12 protein-coding genes and 1 pseudogene are annotated in these 15,847 nt (G+C 67.1%); 4 read left to right on the top strand and 9 right to left on the bottom strand.

Annotation, left to right across the window (positions count from 1 at the left end; all coding sequences use genetic code 11):
- Nucleotides 1-226 precede the first annotated feature (226 nt).
- Nucleotides 227-433, top strand: coding sequence for a hypothetical protein (locus tag AX769_RS23845; protein WP_157887524.1), 207 nt, complete (start codon nt 227-229; stop codon nt 431-433).
- On the opposite strand, the gene AX769_RS08360 is transcribed toward AX769_RS23845, so the two are convergent.
- From AX769_RS08360 to AX769_RS08350, 3 genes are read right to left on the bottom strand one after another with little or no spacing between them, the layout of a single operon-like run.
- Entirely contained in the window at nt 430-1,692 is a 1,263-nt protein-coding gene (locus AX769_RS08360) for an ammonium transporter (protein WP_204249344.1), read from the bottom strand. The two genes, AX769_RS23845 and AX769_RS08360, sit on opposite strands and share 4 nt — an antisense overlap.
- Complete coding sequence (locus tag AX769_RS08355) at nt 1,692-2,564, bottom strand: nitrilase-related carbon-nitrogen hydrolase (RefSeq protein WP_082763608.1); 873 nt, start codon at nt 2,562-2,564, stop codon at nt 1,692-1,694. The genes AX769_RS08360 and AX769_RS08355 overlap by 1 nt, the downstream gene beginning before the upstream one ends.
- Nucleotides 2,561-4,177 (bottom strand): APC family permease, encoded by a 1,617-nt coding sequence (locus AX769_RS08350; RefSeq protein WP_082763606.1) that lies wholly within the window; start codon nt 4,175-4,177, stop codon nt 2,561-2,563. The genes AX769_RS08355 and AX769_RS08350 overlap by 4 nt, the downstream gene beginning before the upstream one ends.
- A gap of 99 nt (nt 4,178-4,276) precedes the next feature.
- On the opposite strand from AX769_RS08350, the gene AX769_RS08345 reads away from it, so the two are divergent.
- Together AX769_RS08345 and AX769_RS08340 are read left to right on the top strand one after the other, a co-directional pair.
- Nucleotides 4,277-4,798 carry a universal stress protein gene (locus AX769_RS08345; protein WP_082764035.1) on the top strand — a complete coding sequence of 174 codons (522 nt, stop codon included), beginning with the start codon at nt 4,277-4,279 and terminating at the stop codon, nt 4,796-4,798.
- A gap of 233 nt (nt 4,799-5,031) precedes the next feature.
- Nucleotides 5,032-5,340 carry a BON domain-containing protein gene (locus AX769_RS08340; RefSeq protein WP_082763605.1) on the top strand — a complete coding sequence of 103 codons (309 nt, stop codon included), beginning with the start codon at nt 5,032-5,034 and terminating at the stop codon, nt 5,338-5,340.
- 4 nt (nt 5,341-5,344) lie between these two features.
- On the opposite strand, the gene AX769_RS25950 is transcribed toward AX769_RS08340, so the two are convergent.
- Genes AX769_RS25950 through AX769_RS08330 form a run of 3 tightly spaced genes read right to left on the bottom strand, consistent with a single transcriptional unit; the run spans nt 5,345 to nt 7,598 of the window.
- Nucleotides 5,345-5,527: a response regulator transcription factor gene (locus AX769_RS25950; protein ID WP_369824075.1), complete on the bottom strand. Its 183-nt coding sequence runs from the start codon at nt 5,525-5,527 to the stop codon at nt 5,345-5,347.
- Between the two features lie 2 nt (nt 5,528-5,529).
- On the bottom strand, nt 5,530-5,973 hold the full coding sequence (locus AX769_RS08335) for a response regulator transcription factor (RefSeq protein ID WP_369824074.1): 444 nt from the start codon (nt 5,971-5,973) through the stop codon (nt 5,530-5,532).
- Nucleotides 5,970-7,598, bottom strand: coding sequence for a GAF domain-containing protein (locus AX769_RS08330; protein ID WP_066278095.1), 1,629 nt, complete (start codon nt 7,596-7,598; stop codon nt 5,970-5,972). The genes AX769_RS08335 and AX769_RS08330 overlap by 4 nt, the downstream gene beginning before the upstream one ends.
- Nucleotides 7,599-8,053: 455 nt before the next feature.
- Here AX769_RS08330 and AX769_RS08325 point away from each other — a divergent pair, with 455 nt between their 5' ends.
- Nucleotides 8,054-13,294, top strand: a complete 5,241-nt coding sequence (locus AX769_RS08325; protein WP_066278093.1) for a choice-of-anchor G family protein — start codon at nt 8,054-8,056, stop codon at nt 13,292-13,294.
- Between the two features lie 166 nt (nt 13,295-13,460).
- On the opposite strand, the gene AX769_RS25125 is transcribed toward AX769_RS08325, so the two are convergent.
- From AX769_RS25125 to AX769_RS08315, 3 genes and pseudogenes are all read right to left on the bottom strand, one after another.
- Nucleotides 13,461-14,510: a hypothetical protein gene (locus AX769_RS25125; RefSeq protein WP_239451979.1), complete on the bottom strand. Its 1,050-nt coding sequence runs from the start codon at nt 14,508-14,510 to the stop codon at nt 13,461-13,463.
- 267 nt (nt 14,511-14,777) lie between these two features.
- Nucleotides 14,778-15,032 (bottom strand): annotated as a pseudogene (locus AX769_RS25945) (signal peptidase I); the annotation flags it as partial.
- Between the two features lie 166 nt (nt 15,033-15,198).
- A complete protein-coding gene (locus AX769_RS08315) occupies nt 15,199-15,801 on the bottom strand; it encodes a hypothetical protein (protein ID WP_066278088.1) in 603 nt (200 codons plus the stop codon).
- Nucleotides 15,802-15,847: the final 46 nt, after the last annotated feature.

The raw sequence follows: 15,847 nt of genomic DNA, 5'->3' as shown, positions 1-15,847 counted from the left end.
CAGCGTCACGGAGGGGATCGGTATCGAGAGATCCCCGCCGCACCGGTGTCCCCGTGGCCGCTCGTCAGGTATGAGGACTTCCTCGGCCGAGACACGACAAGCCCAGTCGAGATCATCAGCGAGAGCGCCGCCGCCACGCGCGGCATTCACGGCGCCCGATGACGGCCGAGCGCATGCCACCGAAAACGTGCACAGCGATCCCAGAAGCGACCGCTACGCTCCCCCGGTGAAGAACACGCGCAGGAAATTGCCGCCCGGAGCCCTCGCAGCCATTCTGGTTGCGCATTCGCTCGCCGCTGCCCTGACCTGGCGTGATATTTCTGCGCGACCGGAACGCTTGATTCGCGGCAGCAAAGATATCTGGCGGTTCGCCAGTGTGATCAATAGGCTCGGCGTGATCGGCTACTGGACGCTGGGGCGCCGCCTCGACTAGAGGCGCGGATCACCTAGCGTCGCCTGGCACGGCCTCCACGGGATCGGGCCGGTCGGCCCGTCGCTGACCGGGTCGAGCAGCTGAGACAGGTCGAGGCCCTTTTCTTCATCGCCGGGGGCGACCCGCAGTCCCACGGCGTGGTCGGTGATCCACAGCAGCAGCATCGTCATGACGAAGGGATAGGCGAGGGCGACAACGGCGAGCACGCTCTGTCGGCCGAGCTGAGCCCAACCGCCGGCAGCGCCTGCCGCGTTGACTGCGAGGGAGGCGAAGACCCCGGTGAGCAGCACGCCGATGAAGCCCCCGACCATGTGCACACCCACGACGTCGAGCACGTCGTCGTAGCGGAGGCGCTTTTTGAGGCGAACCGCCAGGTGGCACACCAGCCCGGCCGAGGCACCGATCACGAGAGCCGCCCAGGGGGCGACGTAGCCGGCGGCCGGCGTGATGGCGGCGAGCCCCGCGATCGCTCCGGTGGCGATGCCGACCCCGGACGGCTTGCCACCTCGAGCCCAGTCGACGATCATCCAGACGATCAGCCCCGCGGAGGCACCGAGTTGGGTGTTGACGACGGCGCTGACCGCGACGTGCCCGGCACTGAGGGCGCTGCCGCCGTTGAAGCCGAACCAGCCGAACCAGAGGATCCCCGCTCCGAGGAGCACCATCGGCACGTTGTACGGTCGGGTGACGGGCTTCTTGCGGCGGCCGAAGTAGATGGCCGCGGCGAGGGCTGCGGCTCCGGCGGATTCGTGGATGACGGCCCCACCGGCGAAGTCGAGGGCGCCGAGGCCGTGCGATCCGAGGAACCCGCCGCCCCACTCCCAGTGCGCCAGCGGAACGTAGACGACGAGCGACCAGAGCCCGGTGAACATGACGTAGCCGCGGAAGGTCATCCGCTCGGCGAACGCACCCGCAATGAGAGCGGGAGTGATGACGGCGAACATCATCTGGAACGCCATGAAGGCCAGCGCCGGAACTGCAGGTGCAGCGGACGTGGGTGTCGCGCCCACGTCGGTCAGCATCGTGTGGGCGAGACTGCCGATGACGCCCCCGCGGTCGGCACCGAAGACGAGGGTATAGCCGATCACGACCCAGACGACACCGACGACCGCGACCGAGACGAAGCACTGCACCATGGTCGTGACGACGTTCTTCGAGCGGACGAGCCCTCCGTAGAAGAGGGCCAGACCGGGGACCATGAAGAAAATCAGGGCGGTGCAAAGCAGGATCCACGCCGTGTCGCCGGTGTCGATGTGCATCAGGCGTGCTCGAGTGCGTCGAGGCTCGGGAACACGTACCGTCCGTCGGTGGGCTTGGGGCGCGTGATCTCGCCATAGAGCTCGGGGCGGCGGTCGCCGAACGAGTCGCACAGCGGCGTCACGGTCTTGTCTCGAGCGAGTGTCAGATCGAGGTCAGCGGTCGTGACGCCGGCAGCGTCGACGGAGGCGACGACCCAGCCCATCTCGTCGACGATAGTGCCCATCTCGTTCCACTCCTGGCCGCGCTCCAGCCCGGCGCGATCGCAGAGCGCAAAGGCGACGTGGTTCGTGTTCGCGGCCGCCATCGCCTTGGTGATCTCCTCGACACGCTCTCCGGCCGGGACGACCTCGCGCGGCCAGTTCGTCGGCACGACGATCAGCTCGGCACCGCGGAGCGCAAGGCTGCGGGTCATCTCCGGGAACTCGAGGTCATAGCAGATCAGGATCCCGAGGCGGCCGACGGGCGTGTCGACAACCGGTGCGGTCACTGCACCGGGTGTGAAGATGAGCTTCTCCTTATCCCACAGGTGCGTCTTCCGGTAGACCGCGAGGACACCGGTGGAGTCGACGACCGCCGCGCTGTTGTAGACGAGGCCGTCGTCACCCTGCTCGGTGAAGCCGCCGACGACGACGCCGTCGACCGGGGCGACGAGGCGGCTCCACTCGGCGAAGACCGGGTGGTCTGCGGTGATGGCGACGGTGCGTGCTTCGGCGGTGTCGTTCAGCATGTAGCCCGAGAGCGCGAGCTCGGGCATCACGATGATGCGCGCACCGGCGGCGACGGAGTCGCGGACGGTGGCGATCGAGAGCGCGACGTTGCTGTCGAGGTCGGCGATCTTGGGGGCGAGCTGGTTGCAGGCGATGACGGTCATGAGTGGTCCTTCGGGTTCGAGATCGAGCTGGAGGTGCTGAGAGCAGGGGTCGTGGCGGGCGCCGGCGCCGGTGTGACCGGTTCGTCGTCAACGGCGAGCTCGGTGCGAACGCGGTCGGCGACGCCGGGGACGAAGGTCACGAGGGCGAACCCGATGGCGAGCCAGGCGAGGATGACGTACGGGAACCAGATGTAGGGGCCAGAGACGCCGACGACGTTGGTGTAGATCGTGTAGAGGATGAACGCCAGCCCGAGCACGGGGACGGCGACCTGCCAGCGGGGGGCCTTGATTCTGCCGCTGAAGAACAGGTATTTCAGGGCACCGGCCGTGGCGAGCGCATAGGCGACCAGTAAGGCGATGGTGCCGATCGTGAGCCAGTAGAACGTCGCATCCTTCTCGGCAGCCCCAGTGAGGCGCTGCCCGATCATGGCGACCAGCACCATTCCGACGACGATGGCCATCGTGACGATCGGGACGCCCTGCTTGTTGACCTTCGCGAGGCGGCTCGTCGGGCTCGCGTCACGGGCCAGGGCGTAGGCGACGCGAGCTGCCCCGGCGAGAGTCCCGACGGTGATCGCCAGGAGGCTGATGCTCGCCATCAGGTTCAACAGGGCGGCGTAGACGCTGCCGATGTACGCCGTGCCGAGGTCGCCGTACGGGGTCGAGGTGTTCTGGAACGCCTTCACTCCGCTGGCTGAGACTCCGTAGCCGAGCGACTGGGTGGCCACGACCAGGAGGAAGAACGCGCCGACGAGGACGACGGCGATGACGATCGCTCGGGGGATGTCCTTCTTCGGATTGACCGATTCGCCGCCGAGCGCGGCGGCGCCCTCGAATCCTGCGAAAGCCAGGAACCCGAAGACCGCCGCACCGGCGATACCGGCGATACCGGTGCCCGAGGGGAGGGAGAAGATCTGCAAAGACAGCGTCTGCCCGGCCGGAGCCGCACCGATGCCGAGCCTCACGATGATCACGACGCTGAGCGCTGCGACCAGGACGGCGCCGGCGATCTCGACGTAGAGCAGGATGCGGGTCACCATCTTGATCTGCCGGATCGACAAGGCGCCGATGATGGCGAGGGCGATGATCGCCTCCCAGATCCACTCGTGGAACGTCGCGATGTGCAAGAGCGACAGGAACGAGTTGAAGAAGAGCCCGATCTCGATCGTCGAGCCGACGGCGATGGTGACGTACGCGGCGACGAGCGCCCAACCGGCGACGAACCCGGCGTGCGGCCCGATCGTCTTGCCGACCAGCGCGTACACCGACCCCGTGTTCGAGATGTGAGCGGACAGTTTGACGAACCCGTAGGCGACGAAGGCGACGCCGACGATCGCGAAGACGAACGCCATCACGGCGCCCTTGCCGAGCAGGGCCGCTGCCCCGGCACCGAGGAGAGCCATGCCACCCACGGGGCCGATCAGGCCGATGGAGAACGCGGCGGCGTCGGTGACCTTCAATTCCTTGCGAAGAACTGGTGCGGCAGCGGGGCCCGATGGGACGGGGGCGTCCGTTGCCGGGGCGCATTGGTCGTCGTGGTCATGGGTGATGTCCTTCGTCGAAAGTGTGGGGAGGGCGGGCCGGTGCGGCCCCTCGTTCCGCTTCATCAGCATCCAGGCAGCAGGACAGCGGCAGTAGGGCCGAAGGTCCCGCCGACGCTCAAGGGACCTTCGGCCCTGTCCCGCACAGTGACCGCCTGCGACTCTTCACACATGACTTCCACCGCCCCCCTCTCCCCCACCACCCCTGTCACCCCGGCTGAGCGTCCGTTCCTCGTCGTCGGATTCGACGGGTCCGCGTCTTCTTTCGCTGCCTTGAGACGGGGCGCCCACTTGGCGCCCCTTCTCGGCGCGGACCTCCGGGTGGCGACGTCGTGGATGATCCCGGCCGGCTACCCGGGTGCGAACTACGGCAGTTGGTCTCCCCGCGACGACGCCGAGAACCTTGCGACGACCGCCAGAACATATTTGTTTCCTGGCCAGGTGCCGGGCTGGTTCTCCACGGTCACAGCCGAGGGCATGCCCGCGCGCGTCCTGCTCGAGCAAAGCACCGGAGCGGACATGCTGATCGTCGGGAGCCGCGGCCACGGCGGGTTCGCCGGCCTGCTCCTGGGATCCGTCAGTACGGCTGTTGCCGAGCACGCGTCCTGCCCGGTGCTCATCATGCGCACCGCGCCGACCTCGTCACCGAGCAACATCGACGCCGACTCTGGCGCTGTCGGTGCTCACTCATGACGAGCTGGGATCCGGTCGCCGCGGAAGGAATGTCACCCAGTGCCGATGAAGCCGCCGCCCGCTGTCGGTCCGTCACCCGATCCTCCAGCGCCCACCCGGCGGATTGGGGTCGCGCCATCGCGCTCGCCCTGGAATACCTCGCTGTATAGGTCGCCTTCACCGTCAGGAAGCCCGAACCGGGGATCCTCGTCGGTCGCGACGTTCGACTGAGTTTCGAACCCAACGGTGACGGCATGGTCATCGAGGCATCTCTTGATCGTCCTGCGGTTTCTCTCGCCGGAAGCACACCATCCGGCCGCGGAGCGAATCCGGTGGTCGATGCCGAGCTCGAGTCACGGATCGCTGCCGCACTTGAAGCCTGCGTGGGAATCGACACGTCGAAGATCATTGTCACCATCGTTCCCGGCGGCGTCATTCTCCGCGGCTCGTTAGTGTCGATGGACGACCGTAACAGTGTGGTGGACGCCGCGCTTCGGGTGACCGGCGTGACGAGCGTCGGCGACGAAATCGATGTGCCTCATCACCGATCCGCGCAGCGCTGACTCCTCATTCCGGGTGGCGGAGCGACGCCCCGTAGACGGCCGCCTGAGTCCGCCGCTCCATCCCGAGTGCCCGCAGAAGACCAGAAACGTAGTTCTTGACCGTCTTTTCGGCCAGATCGAGGATTTCACCGATCTGTCGATTCGTGAGCCCCTCGGCGATGAGTTCCAGGACTTCCTTCTCTCTCACGGTCAAGACGACGCTGGGCCAGAGCGTGCCACGGTGATCGTCTCCACCAGTTTTCGTGACGCCGCTGGGCTGACGAGCTGTCGACCGGAGGCGACCTGGCGGATCGATTCCAGAAGATTCTGCCCGCGGATGTCCTTGATCACGAAGCCGGCAGCGCCGGCGAGGACCGCGGCGAGGGTGGCGTCGTCGTCGTTGAAAGCCGTGAGCATCAGGCAGTTGATCGTGGGGTGCGCCGAACGGATGTCCCGGCAGAGGTCGATGCCGCTGCCATCGGGTAGGTGCACGTCGAGGACGGCGACATCGGGTTGGGTCGCGCCGATACGAGCAAGGCCCTGGGCGACGGTGCTCGCTTCGCCGACGACTTCGAGGTCGGTCTGCGAGTCGATCAGGTCGGCTACTCCGCGTCGGACGATCTCATGATCGTCGACCAGGAACACGCGGGTCATGCTGTCACCTCGGGTTGTTGCGATTCTGTCAGGTTCCCGGTCCAGCGGAGGAGGGTTCCGCCCTCGGGACGGACAGTGGCGTCCATGGTCCCTTGCCAGCGTTCGGCCCTTGCGGTCATGTTCGACAACCCGCTGGAGCGCCCGGTGGGGGTGATGCCCACCCCGTCGTCGCTTACTTCCACGTCGATTGCACCGTCGTGGACGGAGATGCTGACGGTGACGAGAGTCGCCGCAGCGTGGCGGGCCACATTGCTCAAGGCCTCGCGCACGACGGCCAGGACGTCGTCGGCCAGCTCGTCGACGACCAGGAGATCCACTGTCCCGAGGAATGTCAGGCGGGGTGTTCTGGTGAACATGCTCTGTGTCTCGGCCAGCAGGTCGATGACCCGGTGGCGGAGCGACGCACGCGCACCGTGGCGCGGCGGTGTCAGGGCGTAGATCGCCGTGCGGATTTCGGCGATCGCGGTATCGAGGGTGTCGATCTGATGCTCGATGAGGGCTTGTGCCGCGTCGTCGGTCGTCTCGCGGGCGGCAGCCTGGAGCTCCAACCCGGAAGCGAAGAGCCGTTGGATGACGTGATCGTGAAGGTCGCGGGCGATGCGGCTTCGGTCTTCCAGCCGTTCCAGGCGGTGCCTGTCAGCGCGAGCATGCGCGACGTCGATGGCGAGGGTGCCTTGCCGAGCGAAGTCGGTGGCCATGACGACATCCTCATTCGTCAGCCGTCGGCGTCCGACGTGACGAGCGACGACGAGGACACCGATGGCGCCCTCGTTGTTGAGCAGCGGGATGAGCATCGACGGGCCGAGGGAAGCCAGCTGATTGCTGAGCTCAGGGCAGGTGCGCATGGAGGAGACAAGCCGTGCTTCCTGACTCTCCAGGACGTGGCTGGAGAGGGTGCCGGACGCGGCGAGGACGAGCCCCTGCATGTCTCCGGCGAGGCTCCCGCGGGCGGTGTCGATGATCAGCGACCCCGATCCGAGAGGCAGCACCACACAGACGAGGTCTGCGTCGGCCAGCTCCGCCACACCATCGGCCAGGAGGCGCAGGGGCTCATCTGTATCGGTCGAAAGCAACGCTGTGGCGATGGCGGTCGACAGGGTCGACCAGCGCTGCCGGCGCTGCGTCTCTTCGTACAGACGTGCGTTCTCGATCGCGATCCCGGCGGTCGATGCGAGGGATGTGAGAAGTTCTTCGTCCTCGCGAGAAAATTCGCCTTCGATTTTCTCGGCGAAGTACAGGCTGCCGAACAGCTGATCACGGACCCGGATCGGGACGGCGAGGAATCCGTGCATGGCCGGGTGCGCCGCCGGGTATCCGCTGGACCGGGGGTCGTCTTGCAGGTTTTCGAGCCGAATCGGATGGGCTTGCTTCAGGACGGCTCCGAGGAGGCCGTGTCCTTCAGGGAGATGCCCGATCAGGGCCACGGTCTCGTCGTCGATGCCGACCTGGATGAACTCCTCCAGGCCGCCTTCGGGTGAGACGACCCCGAGGGCCCCGTATCGTGCCCCGACGAGGTCGATGGCTGCCTCGATGATGGCGCGGAGCATGGTGTGGAGATCCAGGTGCTCGACGATGGCCTTGTTCGCGCGGAGCAGGCTACGAAGGCGCCCTTGAGTGGCGGCCACCCTGGCCGCTGCCGGGATCAATGCCGCCAGGGCAAGGTCCAATTCGGATTTGGGTTCGTCCGGGAAATGCAGGCTGGTTGGTGCGTTCATCAGTACGCCCTCTCGGCTTCGTGGTCTCCCGAAGCCGTGGTGACCGAGTGTAGGGCCCCGACCTCTCGAAGCCCCGAGACCCGAAATCGGGTCTGGGTCGTCGCTCCAGGCCCCGGTCGATCGCAGTCGGGACAGCGCGTCACGAGAAGGAGAGAAGAGCTCCTGCACGCCCGGCCCTTCGGGCGAGTCATGCCGCAGATCCAGCGGTGTCGTTGCAAGGCATGTCACCGTTTACCCCGAGCCTGCATAACCCCATCCGTGGGTAGACAGACTCTTATGCTCGACTCGAAATCTGTGTATGGTCGAAGAGATTTAGTCCTGTCACTACGTCCATGAGCCCTTACCAAGCTCTCTCGGGGAGAAATATGCGCGCGCCGATCGCCCACTCTGGAATTCTTCGGGGAGGCATCGCAGCGACAGCAGTCTTCGCGCTCGGCCTCGGCCTCGGGCTGATGCCCGTGATGTCGGCCTCGGCCACACCGACCGACCAATCCGAAGGCCAGGCACGCGTCCTCGGTTCGACTCTGCTGGACACGCAGCTCGCCGAGGAAGGCGAAGCGGTGAGCGGCAACCCCAGCGCGCCCGGGCCGAGCAATGCGTCGATCGACGTGCAGGCGCTCGACGGCCTCGCGAACGTGAACCTCACTGGCACCTCGATCCCGCTGATCGACAACGGGACGAACGGGGGGCTCCTCGACCTGGGCACAGGAGCCGGTGCCGGGCTCCTCAAATCGTATTCGAGCAGCGACACGGCCACCCACGCCGTGTCGGCCAGCGGCGCCATCGACGGCAACGGCGGCCTCGACACGGGCGCGACCGGTGACCCGAGCAACATCGGCGCCACCAAAGCGAACCTGACCCCGCTGCTCGGGCAGCTCGGGCTCGGCAACATCACCAACGGCGTCGTCGACCAGGTCTCCCTCGAACTCGGTGCCATCGCATCCCGCGCAGAACAGACGGCCGCGGGAGCCGCAGTCCGCACGTACTCCGTGGGCGACGGCGACATCGTCATCCACAGCCCGGCCGTGGCCACACTCGGCGCACACCTGACATCCACGATCACCGGAGTGCAGACCTCGCTGAACGCGGCGGTCACACCCACCGGGTCGATCGGCAAGGTCGTCGCCGCGAGCAACATCTCCGCCAACGTGGGCGTCGGGCAGTTCACGGCCGGCCCCGGAACCGCGGCGCTGAACCTCGACCTCAGCGGTGTCGCCTCCAGCATCCTCGCTAAGCCTCTGACCAGCACGGACGGCATCGCGACCGTCGATCTGAGCACGGGAACGATCTCGATCGACATCGCCAAGTTGATGAAGGGCCCGGCGGGCGCCGACCTGAACGGCCTGGATCCGAACACGCAGGTCCTCACGGCCGCGACGATCAACAAGGTGGTCGCCGCAGTCGGCAACGCTCTCGGCGGTGTGAGCGCCAGCGCCACTACGGCTCTCTCCGCAGCCGTGAACGCGGCCACTCTGACGGTGACGCTGCCCGGCACTCTCACAGTGGGAGTCGCACCGGCCGTCACGACCTCGCACCCGATCGTGACGGTGACCGGCACGCTCGCCGGATTCGCAGGAGCCACGGGGAGCACAGCGCCCGCCGTCGCGGTGACCGGCAACGTCCAGGGCATCCCCCTCGCCACGTTCGCGACGGCCCTGGCCACGCCCATCCAGAACGCGGTGACCGCTCCGCTGAAGCCCGTCACCAGCGCGCTTCTGACCAGCACCGCAAGCGGTTTCTCCACCGCCATCACCAACCTCGTCACGCCCGTCGTGAACAGCCTCAACCCCGCTTTGACCGGCGTACTGGGCAATATCGTCCAGATCGTCATCAACGCGCAGAGCGAAGGCGATCTCGGCTCCACCTCGGCTACGGTGCGCGCCCTCGCCATCACCGTTCTGCCCAATGTTCCCGCCTCCGTCGCGACGGTCGACCTGGCGTCGTCCACCGTCCGGGTTGCGGCCGCGGTCACGCCGCCGCCGGTGTGCGGGACAAACGCCCCGATCGTCGTCAACGGCGCCGGGCAACAGCTTCAGCAGTACACGGCCTCGGGCACACTCGTCAGCTCGGGCACGACGACCGACGTCCTGGGTGACATCGGATACGCCGGCGGCAACCTCTATGGAGTCCCCTTCAACAGCGCAGGAACCCTGCAGGAGCTCAATGCGGCCACCGGCGCCACCGAAGCGACGATTCCGATCACCGGGCCCTTGGCCACGAAGGGCGGCCGGAACGCCCTGTCCGGGATGCCCAACGGCGACCTCCTCGTCGGCGTGGCCGGCAGCGCCGTCCTCTACGAACTGAACCCCACCACGGGTGTCAGCACCGTCTTCTCGCTGTCGCTGCCGAGCGGCACGACCTCGGGCGGCGACTTCTTCCAGCTCAGCGACGGCGACCTCCTCGCTGCCGTCTTGGCTCCGACCACCTACGAGCTGGTGCGGATTCACCCCGACAACAGCTCGACCGTCATCGGCACCACTCCGGCGGTCTACGGCGGCACGATCTCCGGCGGAAAGCTCTACCTCGCCGGCGGTGCAGGAGCGGGTCCGATCTACCAGCTCGACACCATCCCATCGGCGCCGTCGACCGACGCACTCCCGCTGACCACTCTGGCCTCGACTGGATACTCCATCTATGGCGCGGCCTCGACACAGGATGCGGCATCGTGCCCGACTCCGAGCGTGACCACAGGCCCGGATCCGGTGGCTCCTGGCGAAACCCTGACGACGAACAGCCAGGGCTGGCCAGCCGACACCGACGTGACCGTGGTCTACAAAGACGCCAACGGTAACCCGATCGGTGCCCCGAAGACGGTCCACACCGATGCCAACGGCACGTTCACCGACACGTTGGTCGTGCCGAAGGGAACCCCCGCCGGCGACCTCACCATCACCGGGACCGACGCAGCAGGCGACACCGCCTCGACGACGGGGACGGTTGCGGCGGTCACGGATCCGACTCTCACGACCGGACCTGCGAAGGTCAAGCCCGGAGCCACGGTCACGACGACGAGCGACGGGTGGCCGCCGAACTCCGACGTCACCCTCACCTACACCGACGCCAACGGCAAGGCGATCGGCGACCCCAAGACGGTTCACACCGACGCCGATGGATCGTTCACCGACACGCTGACCGTGCCGAACGGAACACCGTTGGGCACCCTGACGGCGACGGGCTCGAACGCGAACTCGACCGCCTCCGACTCGGTGACGGTCGTTCCGGATCCGGCGATCACGACGACCCCGACACCGGTGGCGCCCGGCGGCACGCTGACCTCGACGAGCACGGGCTGGCCACCGAACACCGACGTGACGATCGTCTACAAAGATGCAGACGGCAATCCGATCGGGGATCCGAAGACAGTCCACACGGACGCGAACGGTGGTTTCACCGACACGCTGGTGGTCCCCGCGGGGACACCCGCCGGGGATCTGACGATCACGGGCACCGATGCCGCGGGTGACACCGCGACCGCGACGGCCACCGTCGTGATTCCGGCTTCGCCGACGCTGACCGCAGGCCCGGCAGATGTGAAGCCGGGAGGCACCGTCACCATCGACAGTGCCGGGTGGCCGCCGAATTCGGATGTCACCGTGGTCTACAAAGACGCCAACGGTGCGCCGATCGGGGATCCGAAGACGGTCCACACAGACGCCGACGGAAAGTTCACCGACACACTGACGGTTCCGGCCGGGACGGTGCCAGGTGCGTTGTCGGCCACCGGCACGAACTCGGCCGGTGCGACGGCGACCGACTCGGTGACCGTTGTTCCGGATCCCGCGATCACGGCGACACCGACCCCGGTGAAGCCGGGTGGCACTCTGACAGCCACCAGCACGGGTTGGCCTGCAGACACCGACGTGACCGTCGTCTACAAAGACGCCGCCGGCAACCCTGTCGGTGACCCGCACACGGTGCACACGGACGCCGACGGCGCTTTCACCGATACGCTCGCTGTGCCACAGGGCACACCAGCGGGTGACCTGACGATCACGGGAATGGACGCTGCGGGTGATACTGCGACGACCACCGCCACCGTTGCCGCACCGGACGTTCCGACGCTCGCCGCCGGACCCGCCTCGGTGAAGCCAGGTGACACGGTCACGGTGAACAGTGGCGGCTGGCCGCCGAACTCGGACGTCACCGTCGTCTACAAAGACGCCAACGGTGCGCCGATCGGGGATCCGAAGACCGTCCGCACGGACGGCGACGGGAAGTTCACCGACACGCTCACGGTGCCCGACGGCACGGTGCCAGGTGCGCTGACCGCGACCGGCACCGACGACGCCGGCGCAACCGCATCGGATTCGGTGACGGTGTCGCCGACGCCGGCGATCACGTCGGGGCCGACTCCGGTCGCCCCGGGCGGGACGCTGACGACGGACGGCACGGGGTTCCCCCCGGACACCGACATCACGGTCATCTACAAAGATGTCAATGGTGACCCGATCGGAGACCCGCACGTGATCCACACCGACAGCAACGGTGACTTCACCGACACGCTGGTCGTGCCGAAGGGAACCCCCGCCGGTGATGCGGGGATCACCGCCACAGATCCGGCCGGCGACTCCGCCACCGGGACGGCGCCCGTCGCAGCCCCCGATGCCCCGACCCTGACCATCGGGCCGGACAGCGTCAAACCCGGCGGAACCGCGACGGTCGACAGCGCCGGGTGGCCGCCGAACACGGACGTCACCGTGGTCTACAAAGACGCAGCCGGCAAGCCGATCGGCACGTCACACGTCGTCCATACGGATGCTGACGGAAAATTCACCGACACCCTGAAGGTGCCCGCCGGCACCGTGCCCGGTGCCCTGACCGCGACCGGAACGGACACTGCTGGTGCGACCGCGTCGGACGCCACGACGGTCACGCCGACCCCGTCGATCACGCCGGCCTCGAAGGATGTGCCGCCGGGCGGGAAACTTCCGATCAGTAGTGACGGGTGGCCGCCGAATACGGACATCACGGTGGTCTACCGGGATGCGGACGGCAAGGCGATCGGCGACCCGCACGTGATCCACACGGACGCCGACGGCAAGTTCACCGATACCCTCGACGTGCCCAAAGGCACTCCTGCCGGGGATCTGACGATCACCGGCACGGACCCCGCCGGCGACACGACGTCCGCAGTGGCTGCTGTCGAAAAGCCGACCATCACGGTTGACCCTGACCCGATCGCCCCCGGAGGCACGGGCACCATCCATGGTGACGGGTTCCCGCCGGACACCGATATCACGATCGTCGTGATCGACGACTCGGGAGATCCGATCGGCAAGCCCACCATCATCAAGACCGACGGGGATGGAAGCTTCACCGAGACCATCACCATTCCCAAGGGCACCCCGGCCGGACCGATCACCATCACTGGTGACGACGGTGCCGGCGACTCGACGAGCACCCCCGCCGGGATCGCGATTCCGGTTGCCCCGGGCGGCGGGACGGGGACGGGTGGCACCGGTTCGACGAGCGCCAACGTCGCTGGAGGGGTTCTGGCATTCACGGGCAGCAACCCCGGTGCCGCCGGCGGCATCGCGGCCCTCCTGCTCGGCCTCGGAACGGCGCTCACGATGGTGGCACGCCGCCGCAAACGCCGCCACGAATAACCCCTCGAGGACGCCACCGAAAACGAGCAACCTGATCAGATCCGCCCTTGAAGACTGATCGCGGCCCCTGGCAACTCAGTCCCCCGACTGTTGCCAGGGGCCGCACTCTTGCCTCGAAGGCTCCACCGCAGCGCGCTGCACCGGGAGTGCGGAAAGAGCGGGGCGGTCATCCGCACAGGTAGGTGCGGAATCCGGACGCTCCGAGGATCACGGTCCCGTCTCCGATGACGACTTCGGTGCCGTTCGCGAGCACTTTGCGCACTTCGAGTGTCGCGGTTCCCGCAGGAAACTGTGACGCCGGCACGTTCAGGGCACTGAGTTGAACGGTGGAGTTGAACCCGTCGGCGCCGGTTGCCGGCACCTGTATCCCGTTGACGTAAAGCGTGTACTGCGTGGCGGTAAACGGTGTGGGCGTCCAGCTGAACGTCGCGACGAACACCGCGGACAGGCAGGTCAGGGGCGCGACGGCGGGCCCTCCGATGACGAAGCTGCTGCTGACTGCCGTTCCCAGGCCCGGGGATTTCACGGTGAGGGAGAAGGTACCCGGAATGTTGATGCGGCATCCGGCGAAACTCGCTTGCCCGGCTACCGCGTTTTGAGGGTTCGATGCGCAAATGAGAGTCGCACCCTGGACGGTTGTCAAGGTCAGGGTCACCGTCGACGTACTGGAGACGATGTTGCCTCCCGCATCCACGATGGCAACAGCCGGGGTACCCACGAAGGTGGTGCTGGCTCTCGTCGCCGTCGGCGATGTGACGAATTGAAGGTTCTTGGCTGTTCCTCTGGAGATGACGAACGAACTGCTCACCCCGTGGGTGAGGGCACCTGATGCCGCGGTGAGCGTGTACGTCCCGGCCTTGTCGACGGTGCAGCCGGAGAAAGAGTTCACCCCGGACGTGGACGTGACCGGGTTTGCTGCGCACGCGAGCGTCGCTCCGCCGGGGGCTGTCAGGCTGAGAGTGACAGCGCCGCCGTTGGTCGTGACATGCCCCGCGGCGTCTTCGAACGACACCACCGGTTGTGTGGCCAAAGCGATCCCGCCGGTCGAGCTGGACGGGTTCGTGGTGAAAGCGAGGCTGACGGCCGCGGTGGCGGCTTTGGCCGACCACGAACTCCCGATCGAGGACGTCTGCGCGGTGAAGCTGGCGTCGACCTGGCCAAACGATGCGGATGCCACGACACCGACGCTCACCAGCAGCGCGACGACGAGTCCCACCTTGTATCGGAGAAGCGAACGGCCGAGGAGGCCGACAGGAATTCTCCTTCGGGCCTCGTGAGACTGAGGCGCTGAGACTGCACGAGTCCCGCGACCGGAGCGCTTGTCGCGATGGTCGGAAGCGGATGATGCGATTTCGATGAGGACGGCGAGAATCGAGCCGGCGAGCCAGATCCCGAATTGCACGAACGCACCGGTGCTGAGCCAGAGGAACGGGAGGCCGACCCACGGAATGAGGATGCCGGCCTGTCCGATGATGCCGTCTCGAGCCAGCGGGGTGCTGTCTGGTGCGGCATTGGCGTCGCCTTTGGTGATCAGCGTCCCGTCGCGGTTGGCGCCGACGAGCCGGTGCAGGACGACCCCGTGAAGTGCGGAGCCGGGAGGGGCGTCGAACGTGATCACTCGACCGAGAGGCGGTGCCGCGGCGGCCGAGAAGGGCCGACTCAGCACAACGTCACCGACATGAATGTGCGGCATCATCGAGCCGCTGGACACGATTGATCCGGTCAGCCCCGTCGCCATGGGCGCCAGTGCGCACGCGGCTAGGGCAAGCACGAAAATGAGATAGCCGCGCGCAGCTGTGGCGACGACGAGCCACCGCCAGGTAGCTGTCCACGGTACGTGGCGTGGCAGCGTCTTCGACGGGTTCGTCATGATCGTGCTCCAGTCGGGCGGGGGTGGGCGCCGATCAGTTGCTCTGCAACTCCCAGACCACGTCAGCGCTCACCGATTTCCCCTGGAGGGCGTCGATGGCGGTCTGGGAGAGGCCGGTGGTGTCGAAGGTCCACGTGACTTCGTACGTCTTGGACTCACCCGACACCCCGGTCGTCGCCCACGGCAGGACCCCGGTGGAGTAGTTCGTGATCGTCGCCGCGGCCGTCGCCAACGGCATCGCGGGCAGGCTGCTGGTGGCGACGAAGCCGCTGCAGCTCGCGAACGAGCCACCGCTGCCTTCCTGGGTGGCGATCGTGATGTTGTTCTCCAGGCCCTGCGCGCCGAGGCGGGCGATGTAGGTCTTGACGATGCCGGGAACGGTGGAGGTGGAGGTCACTTTGATGCACCTCGACCCCGTCTGACCCGGGGTCACATTGAGCACTGTGAACGCGGCGGCGCCCGCGTCGTCATCAGAAAGGGTGACCGAGCCTGTGGACCAGTTGTTGCCCACGTTGGAGGTTTGGGCGCTGAACGCTTCGACGGATCCGTGCCAGACCAGCAGGCCGGCCACCAGGATGGCGGCCGGGCCGACGGTGAAGATGGCGAGCTTTCTCGTGCGAAGGCTTGGTGAGTGCATGATGATTACCCCTTGATTGGTGACCGGGAGCGGCGACGGTGACGCC

This window comes from Frondihabitans sp. PAMC 28766 (genome assembly GCF_001577365.1).
Classification (GTDB): domain Bacteria; phylum Actinomycetota; class Actinomycetes; order Actinomycetales; family Microbacteriaceae; genus Frondihabitans.
Note: the sequence above shows the minus strand (reverse complement) of the source record. Positions and strands in the feature narration are given on the sequence as shown.

What these genes read in the sequence shown, in the direction of transcription:
- AX769_RS08360 (WP_204249344.1), bottom strand. Translation starts at nt 1,692, where the DNA reads ATGCACATCGACACCGGCGACACGGCGTGGATCCTGCTTTGCACCGCC.
- AX769_RS08345 (WP_082764035.1), top strand. Translation starts at nt 4,277, where the DNA reads ATGACTTCCACCGCCCCCCTCTCCCCCACCACCCCTGTCACCCCGGCT.
- AX769_RS08315 (WP_066278088.1), bottom strand. Translation starts at nt 15,801, where the DNA reads ATGCACTCACCAAGCCTTCGCACGAGAAAGCTCGCCATCTTCACCGTC.
- AX769_RS08340 (WP_082763605.1), top strand. Translation starts at nt 5,032, where the DNA reads ATGGTCATCGAGGCATCTCTTGATCGTCCTGCGGTTTCTCTCGCCGGA.
- AX769_RS08325 (WP_066278093.1), top strand. Translation starts at nt 8,054, where the DNA reads ATGCGCGCGCCGATCGCCCACTCTGGAATTCTTCGGGGAGGCATCGCA.
- AX769_RS08355 (WP_082763608.1), bottom strand. Translation starts at nt 2,564, where the DNA reads ATGACCGTCATCGCCTGCAACCAGCTCGCCCCCAAGATCGCCGACCTC.
- AX769_RS08335 (WP_369824074.1), bottom strand. Translation starts at nt 5,973, where the DNA reads ATGACCCGCGTGTTCCTGGTCGACGATCATGAGATCGTCCGACGCGGA.
- AX769_RS08350 (WP_082763606.1), bottom strand. Translation starts at nt 4,177, where the DNA reads ATGCTGATGAAGCGGAACGAGGGGCCGCACCGGCCCGCCCTCCCCACA.